Origin of the sequence: Kitasatospora sp. NPDC058170 (assembly GCF_042883905.1) — a bacterium.
Classification (GTDB): Bacteria; Actinomycetota; Actinomycetes; order Streptomycetales; family Streptomycetaceae; genus Kitasatospora.
On record NZ_JBHVUV010000039.1, the window covers coordinates 42,141 to 57,301 of the forward strand.

The 15,161-nt window shown below is 74.4% G+C and carries 14 protein-coding genes; 9 read left to right on the forward strand and 5 right to left on the reverse strand.

The genetic code is table 11. The features are described from left to right. Positions 1 to 119: 119 nt before the first annotated feature. The 4 genes from ACFVVX_RS33245 to ACFVVX_RS33260 are packed head-to-tail and all read left to right on the forward strand — an operon-like array spanning position 120 to position 2,876. A complete protein-coding gene (locus ACFVVX_RS33245) occupies positions 120 to 431 on the forward strand; it encodes a WXG100 family type VII secretion target (protein ID WP_387951169.1) in 312 nt (103 codons plus the stop codon). Positions 432 to 434: 3 nt separating this feature from the next. After that, the gene (locus ACFVVX_RS33250) at positions 435 to 2,021 is read left to right on the forward strand and encodes a peptidoglycan-binding protein (protein ID WP_387951171.1); all 1,587 of its coding nucleotides are present in this window, start codon (positions 435 to 437) and stop codon (positions 2,019 to 2,021) included. A 25-nt stretch (positions 2,022 to 2,046) separates the two neighbouring features. Beyond that, entirely contained in the window at positions 2,047 to 2,418 is a 372-nt protein-coding gene (locus ACFVVX_RS33255; protein WP_387951173.1) for a hypothetical protein, read from the forward strand. Next, positions 2,415 to 2,876, forward strand: a complete 462-nt coding sequence (locus tag ACFVVX_RS33260; RefSeq protein ID WP_387951175.1) for a protease inhibitor I42 family protein — start codon at positions 2,415 to 2,417, stop codon at positions 2,874 to 2,876. Before ACFVVX_RS33255 ends, ACFVVX_RS33260 begins: the two co-directional genes overlap by 4 nt. Positions 2,877 to 2,957: 81 nt before the next feature. Here the strand turns inward: ACFVVX_RS33260 and thpR are convergent, their stop codons facing one another. Continuing rightward, on the reverse strand, positions 2,958 to 3,587 hold the full coding sequence (gene thpR / locus ACFVVX_RS33265; RefSeq protein WP_387951176.1) for an RNA 2',3'-cyclic phosphodiesterase: 630 nt from the start codon (positions 3,585 to 3,587) through the stop codon (positions 2,958 to 2,960). 79 nt (positions 3,588 to 3,666) lie between these two features. Beyond that, positions 3,667 to 4,359 (reverse strand): IclR family transcriptional regulator, encoded by a 693-nt coding sequence (locus tag ACFVVX_RS33270; protein ID WP_387951178.1) that lies wholly within the window; start codon positions 4,357 to 4,359, stop codon positions 3,667 to 3,669. A 134-nt stretch (positions 4,360 to 4,493) separates the two neighbouring features. Between ACFVVX_RS33270 and ACFVVX_RS33275 the strand changes: the two genes are divergently transcribed. Continuing rightward, positions 4,494 to 5,144: a nitroreductase family protein gene (locus ACFVVX_RS33275; protein ID WP_387951180.1), complete on the forward strand. Its 651-nt coding sequence runs from the start codon at positions 4,494 to 4,496 to the stop codon at positions 5,142 to 5,144. 38 nt (positions 5,145 to 5,182) lie between these two features. On the opposite strand, the gene ACFVVX_RS33280 is transcribed toward ACFVVX_RS33275, so the two are convergent. Next, positions 5,183 to 5,923, reverse strand: a complete 741-nt coding sequence (locus ACFVVX_RS33280; protein WP_387951182.1) for a class I SAM-dependent methyltransferase — start codon at positions 5,921 to 5,923, stop codon at positions 5,183 to 5,185. 276 nt (positions 5,924 to 6,199) lie between these two features. On the opposite strand from ACFVVX_RS33280, the gene ACFVVX_RS33285 reads away from it, so the two are divergent. Continuing rightward, the gene (locus ACFVVX_RS33285; protein WP_387951183.1) at positions 6,200 to 6,949 is read left to right on the forward strand and encodes an ABC transporter ATP-binding protein; all 750 of its coding nucleotides are present in this window, start codon (positions 6,200 to 6,202) and stop codon (positions 6,947 to 6,949) included. Then, positions 6,946 to 8,718, forward strand: coding sequence for a hypothetical protein (locus tag ACFVVX_RS33290; protein ID WP_387951185.1), 1,773 nt, complete (start codon positions 6,946 to 6,948; stop codon positions 8,716 to 8,718). The genes ACFVVX_RS33285 and ACFVVX_RS33290 overlap by 4 nt, the downstream gene beginning before the upstream one ends. Positions 8,719 to 8,805: 87 nt before the next feature. Here ACFVVX_RS33290 and ACFVVX_RS33295 read toward each other — a convergent pair whose 3' ends face one another. Then, positions 8,806 to 9,243 (reverse strand): ester cyclase, encoded by a 438-nt coding sequence (locus ACFVVX_RS33295; RefSeq protein ID WP_387951186.1) that lies wholly within the window; start codon positions 9,241 to 9,243, stop codon positions 8,806 to 8,808. A 186-nt stretch (positions 9,244 to 9,429) separates the two neighbouring features. On the opposite strand from ACFVVX_RS33295, the gene ACFVVX_RS33300 reads away from it, so the two are divergent. Beyond that, positions 9,430 to 10,140 carry an RDD family protein gene (locus ACFVVX_RS33300; RefSeq protein ID WP_387951187.1) on the forward strand — a complete coding sequence of 237 codons (711 nt, stop codon included), beginning with the start codon at positions 9,430 to 9,432 and terminating at the stop codon, positions 10,138 to 10,140. 232 nt (positions 10,141 to 10,372) lie between these two features. Here the strand turns inward: ACFVVX_RS33300 and ACFVVX_RS33305 are convergent, their stop codons facing one another. Next, positions 10,373 to 11,566 (reverse strand): NAD(P)/FAD-dependent oxidoreductase, encoded by a 1,194-nt coding sequence (locus ACFVVX_RS33305; RefSeq protein WP_387951188.1) that lies wholly within the window; start codon positions 11,564 to 11,566, stop codon positions 10,373 to 10,375. Between the two features lie 348 nt (positions 11,567 to 11,914). Here ACFVVX_RS33305 and ACFVVX_RS33310 point away from each other — a divergent pair, with 348 nt between their 5' ends. Then, positions 11,915 to 14,527 carry a PKD domain-containing protein gene (locus tag ACFVVX_RS33310; protein WP_387951190.1) on the forward strand — a complete coding sequence of 871 codons (2,613 nt, stop codon included), beginning with the start codon at positions 11,915 to 11,917 and terminating at the stop codon, positions 14,525 to 14,527. The last annotated feature ends 634 nt before the right edge of the window (positions 14,528 to 15,161 follow it).

A 15,161-nucleotide genomic window follows, 5' to 3' on the forward strand; every position in this document is an offset into this window, starting at 1 on the left:
CCGCCGACTGCCTCTCGACAGTGTCGTAACAGGCCCGCTCGGGCGGCCGTACCGCCCCCGAGCTGCGGCTATGCTGTGCGGCGGCCTTGACGGGCCGTGAGTGAAACGGGGGCAGGACATTGACCGACAGCACGGGGACGGGCTTCACCGCCCATCCGGAGAAGCTGGATTCGGCGGCAGACAAGCTGACCGCCGCAGGCAAGGACGTGGCGACGATCCGCGACGCCCTGGGCAAGCTGAGCATGTCCGGCGAGGACACCTTCGGGCCGTACGGCGCGCCGGACGCGGCGAAGGCCTTCTGGTCCGCCTGGCAGGACGAGTTGGGCGTCAACACCGACGCGCTGCACGACCTCGGCGACAAGGTCAGGACGACCGCCGCCAACTACGGCAGCAGCGACCAGCACGTCTCCCAGCACTTCCAGGGGCGGTGACCGATGCCCGACCACGGCGCATACCCGCTCGGCATCGACCCGGGCAACCACCGGCAGCAGGTCGAGCGGCTCAAGCAGACCATCGACAAGTCGCACGGCATGTGGGGGGCCGGCGACCTCAAGTACGCGGTGCACGACGCCCTTCAGCTCGACGCGCCCAAGGGCGACCCGGGCAGGCTCGGCGAGCTGGCCGCCGCGTACCACAACGCGGGCACCCAACTCGACCAGGTCCAGCTGGACGTCGCCCGGACCGCCTCCGAGCGGCTCCCGGATGCCTGGACCGGCCAGGTCGGCGAGAAGGCCGTCGAGGTCGTCAAGGCCTCCGCCGACGACCTCCAGCGCTGCCGCGAGACCCTGGCCAAGGGCCACGACCACCTCAAGACGCTGGCCGGCGCCCTCAGCGAGGCGCAGACGAAGCACGGCCAGGGCGACGCCCCGCTGCGGGAGGCGCTCAGGCTGCTGCACGAGATCACCGTCGGCGGCGCACCCGACCCGGTGCACTGGGACGACGACTCGATGCACACGGCCCACGCCAAGGCCAAGGACGGCATCAAGTCGATGCACGACGCGGCGGTGAAGGCCGAGGACGCCGGTCGCGCCGCGGCCCGGGAGCTGAACGGGCTGGCGGGCAAGGCACTGGCCGGCAAGTTCAAGAACAAGGGGCTCGGCGCGGCCGACAAGCTGGTCCTCGTCGACGCCTCGGTGGCCGGCTCCGACAAGGCGGGCGCGATACTCACCCCCAACGACGTGACCCGGGCCGGCCAGTTCATGGACGGGATGAGCGACGCCGACCGGGCCCGCTTCGACCAGCTGCTGGCCGGCGCGAAGTCCCCCGAGGAGCGCGCCTACCTGATGAAGGCGCTGGCCGCCGGGCACAGTTACGACGAGGTCAAGGCCTTCGGCGCGCAGATCCACGAGCACGGCGACGACCCGAACTGGCTCGCCCAGCGGATCTCCCCGGTGCAGATCGACTCCCTCTCCACCGACCAGGCCGGCACCGGCTACGGGGGCGTCGCCTGGAACCAGGGCCAGCACCCGACCTGCGTGGCCGCCTCGACGGTCACCGCCCGGGCGATGGTCGACCCGCTGTTCGCCTTCCAGCTCACCACCGGCGGCCACCCCGGCGACCCGAAGTTCGACAACGGCCAGGCCGCGAAGGACCGTTGGGACAAGGAGACGAACCGGGTCTACGACTCGGAGGGGTCGTGGCACGAGTTCATCGCGGACGGCCGGTACAACTACGAGTCCAAGGACATGGCCAACGCCGAGATCGCCAAGCACACCGGCGCGAGCTACCACACCGTGGACCTGGACGACGACGCCGAACAGCGCCGCAACGTGCTGGCCCAGGTCGAGGCGGCCGTGGACCAGGGCAAGCCGGTGCCGGTCGGCGTCAAGGAGGACACCTGGTTCAAGCCGGACGGCCACCAGATGATGATCATCGGCCACCGCGGCGACCAGCTGGAGATCTACAACCCCTGGGGATACACCGTCTGGGTCAGCGAGAGCGACTTCGTCAACAACCACATGGAGGGTGCCGCCGCGGGTGGCGGCATGCCCGTCGCCGACCACGTCCAGCTCCCCAAGTGAGGCCCCTGTGAGCACACCGCAGTCCATGAGCGACAGCCGGCTGGCCGCGCTCGACATCGAGATCCTGTTGCGTTTCGGCCTGCCCTCGAAGGGGGCGCACCGCTCGACCCTGTTCGGGGACGGCGCGGTGGCCGCCGCCATCACCGCCGACCGGCTGGGCGTGCTGCCGCGCGCCCTGGTCTTCCTCGGCGAGGTCGTCAGGGCAGGCGGCACCCGCTACGCGGCGGCCCTGCCCGAACCACTGCCCGGCCCGGCGGCGCCGGTGGCCCGCAGGTGGCTGGAGGCGGCCGCGATGGTCGTCCAGGACCCCGCGGGGGACCTCCTGGTCGCCCGCTGGCTGGACGCGGCCGCAGCCGTCCTGGCCCTGCGGGTGACCACCCGGGAGGCGACGTCGTGACGAAGCGTCGGATCCTGCTGGCGGTGGCCGCCGTGCTGGTCGTCGTGGTCGCGGCGGGGGCGGTGGGAGTCCATCTGCTGACCCGGGGCAGGCTCGACCACGGCAAGGTGTTCACCGCCACCTCGGGACAGCTCACCGTCAAGCCCGGGCAGCTGTTCTCGATCGAGGTCGGCGCCTACCCGTCCTGGGGCGACATCTGGCACACGGCCGCCCCCGGCCCGGACGCGGGCACGGTCCGGGCCGCGGGCGAGGAGTTCGTCGACAACCTCGGCCTCGTCTCCGGCCACTACGACAACGTGCTCGCCTCGGGCGGCCACTACTACTTCGTCTTCCGGGCCGGGAATCCGGGCCAGGCGACGATCACGCTGCGCAGCAGGTACGGGGACGACCCGCACCCCTCGGCCGACAAGACACCCGAGATGCTCGGCCGCACCTTCACCGTGGACGTGCGGGCGTAGGGCGCGGCCTTCGAAGCTCCCGCCCTCCGGGGGGCGGGAGCTCGTACCCGGAGCCCCGTTGAACTCAACATGGTCCCCCGGTCACCGCGGCCGCGGGTCGGCGGCCGTGCCGGTGCCTCCTGCGGCCCGGGCGGCGGTACCGAACCGCCACGCCTCGATGTCGCGGTAGCGGATCGGTCCGGGGCCGCGGCCGATGTTGCTGCCGACCAGGTGGAGGCGTTCGGCCGGCCACGGCCGGCCCGTGAACCCGGTGAGCCCGGCCGCGGCCTGCGGGACGCTGGCGGGGTCGTCGCGGCGGGATCGTGCCAGGGTCAGATGGGGGTGCAGCGGGCGGTCCCTGAACTGGATGCCGCAGGACCTGACCACGTCCCGGACGTCGGAGGCGAGTTCGTGCAGTCCCTCCAGGTCCCCGTCGATCCCGCTCCACAGCAGTCGCTGGTCGAAGTGGCCGCCGCCGCGCAGGCCCAGTTGCAGGGCGGGGTGCGACGCCGTCGGACCGGCCAGCGCCGACCGCAGCCGCGGCACCGCCGTGGACGGCAGTTCACCGAGGAAGGCCAGGGTGATGTGCCAGTCCTCGATCCGGTTCCACCGCAGCCGCGGGTACAGGGCGTAGGCGGGCTGCAGGGCCCGGGCCAGTTCGTCCTTGGCGTCGTCGGGTGGAGCCAGTGCCACGAAGACGCGCAGGGTCGGGGGCTCGGGGTGATCGTCCACGAGGGGGGAGGGTAGTCGAGGGCGGGCCGCCCGCGCTCACCGGTGGCGCCCGGTGGTCGGCGTCACGGCGTGGTCGGCGTCACGGCGACGGCAACTGCGACGGCGGCTGCGGGGGCCGTACCCGCGTGGCCGCCGCCCGGACCGCCGCCGCCACCCGGTCCAGGGGTACGCCGGTGGGGACGGTCACGCCCAGTGCGGCGACCGTCCCCGCCGGGCCCCGCACCGGAGCGGCCACCGACACCTCGCCCAGCCGGAACTCCTCGGCGCAGACCGCGAGACCCGCCGCCCGGATCCGGGCGAGCTGGTCGGCGAGGAGGCCCGGGGAGACCACCGTGTGCCGGGTGTGCCGGGGCAGCTGCGCCGGCGGGACGGCGAGCAGCACCTTCCCGTACGCCGTCGCGTGCGGTGGCGGCCGCTCCCCGCTCACCAGGCACAGCACCCCGCCGGCGGGCGGGGCGGAGGGCACCGCCAGATCGGCGTGACCGCCGGTCCGGGCGCCCAGCGCCCGCAGCGCGGGGAGCGCCGCGTCGAGGAGCCCGCGCGGGCAGGGTGCCGCCGCGCCGAGAACCCGCAGCCGGAGCCCCAGCCGGTACCTGCCGTCCGCGCCCCGCTCCAGACCGCCCCACGCCACCAGCTCCCGCACCAGGCGCAGCGCCGTCGGCGCCGGGAGTCCCGTGCGGGCGGCGATGTCGGTGAGCCGCAACGCCGCCGGGCCGCCGTCCTCGAAGGCGTCCAGTACCGAGAAGAGCCGCCCCGCCACGCTCTCGCCCAACTTCCCGCCCCTGTCGCCTCGTCGGATCCCCGTCGGATGCCGCTCGTCGGATCACATCGGATTCCGCCGAGTGGATTCCACTCAGTGGAAGCCCGGACTTCCCGTCCCCGTCCGGGCCGTACGAGGCTCAACGCATGAACCTCGGTCTCGCTTCCGACACCCTGCTGTCCACCACCAGGGCCGTCCGCCACCGGCTCGACCTCACCCGGCCGGTGCCCCGCGCGCTGCTGGAGGAGTGCGTCGACCTCGCCGTCCAGGCGCCCACCGGCCGCAACCGGCAGCGCTGGCACTTCGTCATCGTCACCGACCCGGCCCGCCGGGCCGTCCTCGCCGACCTGTGGCGGGCGAGTCTGGGCGTCCCGGAGGCCCACCAGCCGCTGCCCGCCCGGGACGTGCGCCGGGCCGAGGTCGCGCCGGGCGTGATGGAGCGGGTGTACACGGGCGTCGAGCACCTGTACCGGCATCTGCACGAGGTGCCCGCCTACGTCATCCCCTGCGTGGAGGGACGCACGGAGGGTCTCTCCGTCACCCACCAGGCCGGTACCTGGGGGTCGATCCTGCCCGCCGCGTGGAGCTTTATGCTGGCCGCCCGCGAGCGCGGCCTGGGCACCGTGTGGACGACCGGGAACCTGCCGCTGGAGCGGGAGTTCGCGCAGGCGCTCGGCATCCCGTACCAGGAGGTCATGCAGGCCGCCTTCATCCCGGTCGCGTACACCGTCGGCACCGACTTCCGCCCCGCGCGGCGGATCCCGCGCGAGCAGGTCCTGCACTGGGACGGCTGGTGACCGGCCCGCTGCCAGGGGGACGCTCAGCTCCCCGGCGCTCAGCTCCCCGGCCCGCTGCTGTCCGGCGCGGCGACCACGAACCAGTGGGCCGGCAGCGCGACCCGGGTGCCGTCCGGGTGGCGCGCGCTCATCGCGAGGTCGGTCCCGCCCTGGTCGAGGATCTCCAACCCGGCGCCGCGCAGCAGTCCGGGCACCTCCCCCGGGGCGACCTCGGCCGGGCGCAGCTGGTGCTTGCGGACCTGTCGGAGCTTCTCCGGCGGGCCGTCGGGCTGTTCGGCGACCTGTTGGAGCACCGCCTTGGCGGCGGCGGTCGGCTCGACCACGAAGCCCCGGCCGCGCCGGCCGAGCAGCAGGGCGACGGCGGCCGCGACCGGCGCCCGGTCGGCCGGGTCGCTCTGGTGGAGCACGGCCCGCAGGTAGACGTTGGCCTCGCCGAGGCGGTCGCCGAGTCTGCGCACCCCCGCCAGGTCGGTGAGGTCGAGCTGCTCGAACTCGGCCACCGTGTCGCGGTCCGCCCGGCGGGCGTGTGCCACGGCCGAGGCGGACAGGTCGACGCCCACCGCGCGCGGGAAGTGTCCGGCCAGGTAGCGGGTCTGGGTGCCGTTGCCGCAGCCGAGGTCGACGATCGGCAGCGTGCGGTCGGCGTGGGCCGCGAGCAGTGCGGTGTGCGGGGCCGCCGTCAGCGTCGCGTCCGCGTCCCAGAACGGCTCGCCGGGCTCGCCCGAGTTCTCGGCCCAGAAGCCCTCCCACGCGCGTGCGTAGCGCTCCGAAGTACTCATCGGCAGGTCTCTCCCCTGTGTCGTGGCGGCGATGACAGCCTGCATACCGGCCCCCGGACCTGCGGAAACCATGCGGCCCGATCCTTCACACCACGTTCGACCCCGCAGCGGTGGAACCACCGGATCGGAGCATCCCGGCCGGGCCGGGGGTGCCGGTCGGGGTGGCGCGCGGCCCGGTGGCGCACGGCCGCAAGTCGGCGGCCGTCACCCTCACCCGGGTGGCCGCCCGCGGATCGGTACTGTGGCCGGACACCCCGTTGAGAGGCTCCCTCCCCCATGGCCAAGAACGCCGCCGAACCACGTGCCGCGGCCCGCAAGCCCCTGCTGCAGCTGACCGGCGTCAGCCGCTCGTACGGCGAGCGGGAGGTGCTGCACCCCGTGAGCCTGTCGCTGGCCGCCGGAGAGTGCGTGGCGCTGCTCGGACACAACGGATCGGGCAAGTCGACCCTGCTCAGGGTCGCGGCCGGACGCGACGCCCCCAGCAAGGGCACCGTGGTCTTCGACGGCATTCCGATGGACGAGAACGACCCCCGGGTCCGGGCCCGGGTGGCGGTGGTCGGCGACACCGTCGCCTGCTACCCCGACCTGACCGTCCGCGAGCACCTGCTGCTGGTCGCGGTCGCGCACGGGGTCGCCGATGCGCCCGACTGGGTCTCCCAGGTGCTGGACAGCCGGATGCTCACCGCACGGGCCGACGCGCTGCCCTCGGCCCTCTCCTCCGGACAGATGCAGGCCCTGCTGCTGGCCTGCGCGCTGGTGCGACCGCGCGATCTGCTGCTGCTGGACGAGCCCGAGCAGCGGCTCGACCCGGACGCCCGCCGGCACCTCGCCGACCTGTTGAAGGCCGAGCTGGCCGACGGCGTCGCGGTGCTGCTGGTCACCCACCACACCGACCTCGCCCTGGACGTGGCCGACCGGGTGGTGGTGCTGGAGGACGGCAAGATCCTCAAGCAGGGCGCGACCCGCAAGGTACTGGCGGCGGATTTCGCGGCCCGCGCCGCCGCGGGCTCGGCGGGTGCCCGGTGACCGCCGCGCCTCCCCCGAAGGCCGATCCCGCCGCCGAGGCCCGGACGGACGACGACCGGACCGGCAGCGACCGTGCGGACGACGACCGGACCGACGACGGCTCGACCGGCGACGGCTGGACGGACGACGACGACTGGACCGACGAGACACTCGCCCTGCTCCGCGCCCTGCGCGCCCCCCACCGGCGCAACCGCGCCAAGTCGGTCGGCTTCGCCGTCTACTGCGTGGTCCTCATCCTGATCATCTGGGGCGGCGTGCCCAGCCTCGGCCTGTTCCTGCAGGCGTCCATGGGCGCCGACTACACCGGCCACGGCGGCGACCTGCTCGCCGCGATGCCCGCCGGTATCACCGCGATCGGGCTGGCCACCTTCCTCCTGCTGGTCCGGGACGGCCTGTGGCGCGGCCCGGTGGTGCCGCCCCGGGCGGCGGCCGACTGGCTGCTGATCCACCCCGTCCGGCCCCGCCCGGTGCTCCGGCCGTGGTTCTGGCTGTCCTGCGCCGTGGCCGCGTTCCCCGGTCTGGTGGCGGCGGTCGGCGGCATGGTCGCGCTCGGGCTGACCGTTCGGGCCGGCCTGCCGGCCGCGCTCGGCTGGTGCCTGCTCGGGGGGCTCTGCGTGCCGCTCCTGGCCACCTGCGCCGCGCTGGTGGTGGAGCGCAGCGACCGCGCCGCCCGCTGGGTGCGCCGGCTCACTCCGTACCTGACCCTGTTGATCATCGCGCTGGCGGGGCAGAGCGCGCTGGCCGTGGCCGGTCACCCGGTGCGCTGGCTGGAGCTGGTCGAAATGTGGTCGGGGCCGTGGGGCTGGGCCGCGATCGCCGCGCTGGCGCCGACCCCGGCCGCCGTGGCGGGCGGCTGGGTGGCCGCCGCGCTGCTGCTGGTGTCGACCGGTGCCGCCCTGGTGCTCGCCGACCGGGCCGCCGCGACGGTGCCGCTGGCCCGGCTGCGGGAGCGGGCCAGGACCGCCGCCGGGGTGCTGGCCGCGCTCCGGACGGTCGAGCTGCGCAGCGCGCGGCTGGCGGTGAACAGCGCCAACGGCAGCGCCCGGCAGCGCCGGCTGCGGCTGCCGGCGCCCCGGCGGGCCTGGCTGGTGGTGCCGTGGCGCGACACCCTCGCCCTGCTCCGCTCCCCCGCGCGGCTGGGTCGCGCGGTGGTGCTGGCGGTGCCCGCGCTGCTCTGCGCCGTCCTCGCGCACGGCGCCGGGGGCTGGCTGTCCTGGCTGGCCACCGCCGTCGCGCTGACGTTCGGCTACCTGGCCGTCGCGCAGTTGCTGGAGCCGGCCCGGATCGAGACGGACGATGTCCGGCGGGCCTCCTGGTCGCCGTATCCGTTCGCCGCCCTGATGCTGCGTCACGCGATCGTTCCGGCGCTGGCCGGGGTCCTGCTGGGGCTGGCCTGCGCCGGGGCGCTGCTGGCGGCGGGCGCGGGCCCGGCGGCCTGGCTCGCGCCGGCCGCCGCGCCGGCGCTGGTCGCGGCGGGGCTGGTGAACGCCTGCCGCGGGGTGCTGCGCAAGGACCTGATGTTCTCCCCGGCCCAGGGCGCGGGCGGCGGGACGGGCCCGCTGCTGTTCGCCGCCTGGTACGCGGCCGGGCCCGCCGTGGGCGTGGCGGCGCTGACGCCGATGTTCTCCTCGGCGCTGCGCGGCGGAGCGCTCGTGCCGGTCGGCAAGGCCGCGCTGATGGCGGTGGTGGTCGCGGTCCTGCTGCTGCGCTGGGCGCAGGCCAGGGCGGCGAAGATGAGCAGGGCCCGCCCCGGGGAGAGCACTCCCTAGACCCGTACTGCGCGTCCCGTCGATGCGGACGCACCACCGCCCGGGCCCGGTCCGCACCATGCGGGCCGGGCCCGTCGCGTGGGCGTTCTACTCCGTGGCGGGCTGGCGGAGTTGGGCGGTGAGGCCGTGGCGGTCGATCTGGATCCAGTACTCGACGATCCGCCCGTCCGCGACCCGGTACACCGCGCTGGCGATCTCCCGCAGCGGTGCGCCGGTCGGGGGGTGGCCGTCGACCTCGGCGAGGTGGTGCCCGTCCTGCACCCAGCGGACGTAGACCCGGTCGCCGTCCGCCAGGATCTCCTCGACGGTCAGTGCGAACTCCCCGTACGCGGCGCGCATCTCCCGTACGTGCTCGGCGTACTGCCCGGGCGTCCGCTCGACGGAGTAGCGGTTCTCGGCCTGCTGCTGGTGGGCGAGCACCCGGTCCGCCATGAACAGCTCCGCCCGCTCGGGGTGCGCGCCGGAGCGCACCTGGAGCATGAAGCCGTGGACCAGATCCTTGGGGGTGGTGATGGCGCTGTCCATGGGGGCACCCTATCCGGCGCCCTTCGTCCGCGATCAGGGCAGGCGCCGCCCTGCCCGCGGGTGGGCCGCGCCGTGACCGGGCAACGCTTCCCCGCTGTTCACGTAACGGTTCGCCCCGGGTACTTCCTCAGGGATCACCGGAACCGCTAGACCCGAGGGACAAGCCTCTACGAGACGAGCAGAACGATGACGAACCCGCCTCCCGGCTACGGCCACCCGTCGGACCAGGACCCCTACGGCAAGCAGCCTCCGCCGGCCCAGCCGGGCTACGGCGCCGCGCCGGGCTACGGTGCCCAGCCGGGCTACGGTGCCCCGCAGGGCCCGTACGACCCGACGCCCGGCGCCGGCTACCCGCCGCAGGCCGGCTACCAGCAGCCCGGATACCCCCAGGCCGGATACCCCCAGGCCGACGGCCAACTCCCGCCGTGGCCGGGCTCGCCGGGCCCGGCGGGCCCCTACGGCCCGCCGCAGCCGGGCAGCCCCACCCTAGCCCCTCCCGTCGACCGGTTCCTGGCCCGTCTGATCGACTTCGGCGTGCTGCTGATCCCGTTGATCGTGGTCCAGTTCGCCGTGGCGACCGCGGTCGGCTCGATCCTGGGGGCCGTCATCGGCGCCGTGGTCGTCTTCGGCTACGAGGCGGTGATGATGCTCAGCCAGGGCCAGCAGACCGTCGGCAAGAAGGTGATGAAGCTGCGGGTGGTCTCGGCGCTGCACGGCGGTCGCCCCTCCGACAACGAGCTCTGGGCCCGCAGCGCGGTGTACGGGCTGCCCCAGGCGGTCTACTGCATCGGTTCGCTGTTCTCCCTGGTGAACGTCCTGTCGCTGCTCTGGGACAAGCCGCTGCAGCAGTGCTTCCACGACAAGGCGGCCAAGACCGTGGTGGTCAAGGAGGCCTGAGCGGCAGCCGCCGGTTGCCCCGGCGGGGCGGAGCGGGCGGCACCCGGCCGCCCGCTCCGGGCGTCGGCTAGTGCCGCATCAGGCAACTTTTGCCCGTCAAGGAGCGGCGTCCGGTGCGTGCTATCGGCGTGCCGGCCGGAAGCCCTCGTACTGGACGTACTTGGGCTTTCGGCCGGTGCGGCGAGAGTGCGTGCCGGGCGTCGCGACGGGGCGAAGGTTGCCTGACGCGGCACTAGGACACCGGCGCGGGTGCGGCGGCCCGGACGCGCTGCTGCCGGGCGTCGTCCTTGGCCTTCAGGACGCGGACGCCGGGCTTGCGCGCCTCGTCGGAGAGCTGCTTGACGGTGTGGGAGACGACGAACTCCTTCAGCCGCGCGCCCGGGCGGCCGCCGAGGTGGAACCGCACGGCGGTGTCGTCCTTGCGCGCGAACTGGAAGATGCCGGCGCCGCGGCCGAGGCTGACGCACAGCCCGGCGAAGGCGATGCTGACGGCTTCGGGCCGCCCTCCCCCGATCCGACGCAGCACGGCGTCGGCGGCGTGCGGGCCGAGTTGGACGGCGGACTGGCAGCCCATCCGGTAGGCGAGGCCCGAGGGTGCGGCCGCGTCGCCGGCGGCGACGATGCGGTCGTCGTCGATGCTGGTCAGGGTCTCGTCGGTGATCAGGCGGCCGGTGTCGTCGGTGCTGAGGCCGCTGCGGGCGGCCAGGTCGGGTACGCCGAAGCCGGCGGCCCAGATCGTCAGGTGGCCGCGTACCTCGCGGCCGTCGGCGAGGTGCACGGCGTCGGCCGTGACGGATGCCGCCCTGGTGCCGGGGCCTTCGAGGACGCTCACGCCGAGGGCCGCCAGGCGCCTGGCGACGAAGCGGCGGCCGCGCGGGTGCAGGTAGGGGCCGAGCTGCCCCCCGCAGACGAGGGTGACGGTGCGGCCCGCCTCGGCGAGTTCGGCCGCGGTCTCGATGCCGGTGGCGCCGCCACCGACGACCGTCAGCGGTGCGGTGGCGGGCGCGGCGGCCACCGCCTCGCGCAGCCGCTCGGCCTCCTCCAGGGTGGCGATCGGGTAGGCGAACGCGTCGGCGCCGGGCACCTGCGGCACGCCGCTGCGGCTGCCGACCGCGTAGACCAGGTGGTCGTACCCGAGGATGCTGCCGTCGGCCAGCGAGACGGTGCGCGCCTGGCGGTCGATCCCGGTCGCGGTGTCGACCACGAGCGTGACCCGCTCGCTCAGGACGTCCCGGTAGTCGACGACCGCGTCGTCGGACCCGGCCACCAGCTGGTGCAGGCGCAGGCGCTCGACGAACGCCGGACGCGGGTTGACGAGGGTCACGGCCACGTCGTCACGGCTGGTCAGGCGGTTCGCCGCGAGGACTCCGGCGTACCCGCCGCCGATCACGAGGACCTCGGTCCGGCTGCCACTGTGCTTCGTCATGGTCCCTGCTCCGTTCGCTCGGGGTTACGCCCACAAGGCACCGGCCGGAGCGAACCTGTGACACGGTGTGTCCCGGATCACATCCGGCGGCGTGCGGGCCGGACGGCGCGGCGCCCGCCGATCGGCGGGCCGGGCGGGCTGCGAGGCCGGGCGGCCGGTGGCAGGCCGATCATGCGTCACCCGCGTCGCGGCGGCGTCCGCTCCGCGGGGGGGGCGGTTGCGGCAGGCGGCGGGCGCTTCGTCATAATCGCTCTGCCTGCGACCGAACGCGGGCCGGTCCCCGGGCACGCCGCTCAGCCGAGGCATTCGGCCACGGGCCGCCTTCCCCATCTCCCCGGAGGAGCGCGAGTGCGCCCATCCCGTACGACGGGCCTGCTGACCGCGGGTCTCGTCTCCGTGCTCGGCGGCATACCCCTCGCCTCTCCCGCGGTCGCCGAGGAGGCCCCCGGCGTGCTGCGGGTCGACGCGTGGGACCCGGGGTGCTCGGACTCCGGCCCTGGCACCGGGGCGAAGCCCTTCTGCTCCGTCACCTCCGCTGCGGCGGCCGCCCTGCCGGGCCAGACCGTCGAGGTCGCGCGGTCGGTGTTCGAGGCCGACGGCGCCGCGGTCACCCGGTCCGGGGAGCCGGGGCGGCCCATCACGATCCGAGGCCTGGCCGCGGTCGGCGGCGCCGCGGGGGGCGGCGTGCGGCTGGCCGGCGTGCACGACGTCGTCGTGGAGTCGATGAACGCCAAGGCCGTCGAGATCACCGGCTCCAGCCGGGTCACGGTCGTGCGCACCGTGGCCGGCTCGGTCCGGGCGACCGACTCGCCCGGCACCGCGGTCACCAACAACACCGTCGCCGACTCCTGCGCGGCGGGCATCGAGCTCGCCGGGAACTCCGCCGGGTCGAGCGTGTTCAACAACGTGGTGCGCAACCACTACTCCCCGGCCGCGCCCTTCAGCTGCCCCGACCCGAACGGCGCGGAGATCGTGGTCTCCGCCGCGTCGGCGGAGGGCACCCGCGCGGGCTACAACACCGTGGCGCCGTTCTTCACGCGGTTCAGCAACGGCACCCCGTACTCCTGGGCCGGCGCCCGCCACCAGACGGCGCAGTCGCTGGAGGCGGCGACCGGCGGCCGGGCCGGCGGCCACGACCTGGTGCTGCCGACCTGGGGCGAGGACCTGTCCTGGGCCGCCGCCGACTCGGCGGACGAGAGCGCGCCCGGCTTCGTCCCGGCCGCCCACCCGGCCGACGATCCCGGCAGGCCCAACACCGGGACCGGACTCGGCTACCACGACCGCGGGGCGACGGAGAGCCAGGAGACGATGACCGTCGGCCTGTGGCCCGACCGGCCCCGGGCCCCGTACGGAACCGAGATCACCCTGCGGGCGGACACCGGCACCGCGCCCCACTGGCCGACGTCGGCGCTCTCCTACCGCTTCGACTTCGGCGACGGCACCCCGCCGGTCACCTCGGGCTCACCGGTCGTCAAGCACACCTACGCCCGGACCGGGGACTTCCGCCCGACCGTCACCGTGCTGACGGACTGGGGCCGGACGTTCGCGGCCCCGCCCGCGCAGGTGGAGGCCACCGCCCCCGGCCCGCTGACCGCCGCCGCCTCGGTCGCGCCGCACGTCCCGGGCTTCGACCAGAGCGACGCCTCCCCGCTGGGCGTGCGGGTCGACCCGTCCGGCACCGTCTCGCCGTGGTCCGTGACCAAGGTCGTGGTGGACTACGGCGACGGGACCTCCGACACCCGCACCAAGCCGGACCCCGTCGTCCACTGGTACGCCGCGCCGGGCGACTACACCGTCACGGTGACGGTCACCGACGACGCCGGCCGCACCAGCACCGTCACCCGCCCCTACCGGGCCGCCTACACCCCGGCCGGCTTCCTGCGCCGGGAGCCGTACCGGCTGGTGGACACCCGTGAGAATCCCTCCCTGGAGCTGACGGCCGGGCGGGAGGTGCCGTTCACCATCCCCACCGGCCTCACGCCCGGTGCCGTCGACGTGCCGGCGGACATCTCCACCGTCGTGCTCAACGTGACCGTCACCGACCCCAGTACGGACACCCACCTCAGCGTCTGGCCGACCGGGCAGGCCCGCCCCACCACCTCCAACGTGAACCTGGCGGCCGGGCGCACCTCCTCCAACCTGGTCACCGTGCCGGTCGGCAGGGCCCACCAGATCAGCACCCTGCTCAACGCGGGCAGCGCGGAGGTGATCATCGACGTCGTCGGCTTCTACCGGCCCGGCGGCGGCGACCTGTTCACCCCGCTGGCGCCGACCCGGCTGGTCGACACCCGCCAGAGCGCCCGGCTCGGCGCGGGCGAGACCCGGGCGGTGAAGGTCGCCGGCGTCGGCGGCGTCCCGGCGAACGCCACCTCCGTGGTCCTCAACCTGACCAGCACCGAGACCACCGCCGACACCCACCTCAAGGTGTTCGCCGGCGGCGCCGCCAAGCCGGTCAGCTCCAACCTGAACCCCGAACCGGGCAAGGACAAGTCCAACCAGGTCATCGTCCCCGTCGGCCCGGACGGCACCGTCAACGTCTACAACCACAACGGGACCACCCACGCCATCCTGGACGTCTTCGGCTACTACGCCCCCGACGGCCGGGCCCGGTTCACCCCGACCGTGCCGGTCCGCCTGACCGACACCCGCACCAGCCCCTTCGCCAAGCCGGGCCCGGACAGCACCACCGTGGTGTCCGGCATCCCGGCGGGCGCCAGCGCGGCCGTCCTCAACGTCACCGCCACCAACACCACCGAGGACAGCTACCTCACCGTCCACGCCCACGGCGCCCCCCGCCCGGGCACCAGCAACCTCAACCTGCTGCGCGGCGCGACCATCCCCAACCACGTCACCACCCCGGTCGACGCCGACGGCAGGACGGACATCTACAACCACGTCGGCTCCACCGACGTCATCGCCGACCTCTTCGGCTACTTCACCGAGGCCGCACCCCGGCCCTGACACCCCACCGGGGCCGCCGGACACCGGCGGCCCCGCGGGTTTCACGCGGCCACCTCTGCAGCCGCCGGCCGCTTCCAGCCGCAGACCATAACCGGCGACTCATCGGGGTGCTTGGCCTGGTAGCACGGCGGGAGCACGATGCCGAAGCGTCGGCACTCACAGACCCAGTCGAGCACATCGCCGTCGGTAGCGGTTCCGGTCAGATGGACCGGTCTGCCGCACGGGCAGGTGGAAGAGTTTGTGGGGGTCACTACCGCGCCTTCCTGAGGGGTGCTGTTGCGCCTTTCATCAGTGCTGCACCGAACCGGCCACGCATCACAGCGCCGGTCGAGGAGGCGCCCCGGACGGGTCCGCCGGCTCAAGGTCGAGACCGGGCTTCAGGGGCTCGATCCGGTCCGGGTCAGTGGTCCACTCGCACCCGCCGCCGGGCGGTCGCAGGTGGACCGATCCGGCGTACGTGCACATGTACTCACCGACGCGACCGCTTCGCCCGTCACGCACCCGTTCGTACCGCTTCGGGGTGTAGATGGTTCCCACCGCTGCCACCTTCCGTCATTGCTGTGCGGTAACCAGCCAACGACACCGGGTAGTCGGAGCGGTATACCTGACAGCACGACAGATCTACTGTCCTGAA

What these genes read in the sequence shown, in the direction of transcription:
- ACFVVX_RS33295 (WP_387951186.1), bottom strand. Translation starts at nt 9,243, where the DNA reads ATGGACAGCGCCATCACCACCCCCAAGGATCTGGTCCACGGCTTCATG.
- ACFVVX_RS33275 (WP_387951180.1), top strand. Translation starts at nt 4,494, where the DNA reads ATGAACCTCGGTCTCGCTTCCGACACCCTGCTGTCCACCACCAGGGCC.
- ACFVVX_RS33285 (WP_387951183.1), top strand. Translation starts at nt 6,200, where the DNA reads ATGGCCAAGAACGCCGCCGAACCACGTGCCGCGGCCCGCAAGCCCCTG.
- ACFVVX_RS33305 (WP_387951188.1), bottom strand. Translation starts at nt 11,566, where the DNA reads ATGACGAAGCACAGTGGCAGCCGGACCGAGGTCCTCGTGATCGGCGGC.
- ACFVVX_RS33300 (WP_387951187.1), top strand. Translation starts at nt 9,430, where the DNA reads ATGACGAACCCGCCTCCCGGCTACGGCCACCCGTCGGACCAGGACCCC.
- ACFVVX_RS33255 (WP_387951173.1), top strand. Translation starts at nt 2,047, where the DNA reads ATGAGCGACAGCCGGCTGGCCGCGCTCGACATCGAGATCCTGTTGCGT.
- ACFVVX_RS33250 (WP_387951171.1), top strand. Translation starts at nt 435, where the DNA reads ATGCCCGACCACGGCGCATACCCGCTCGGCATCGACCCGGGCAACCAC.
- ACFVVX_RS33280 (WP_387951182.1), bottom strand. Translation starts at nt 5,923, where the DNA reads ATGAGTACTTCGGAGCGCTACGCACGCGCGTGGGAGGGCTTCTGGGCC.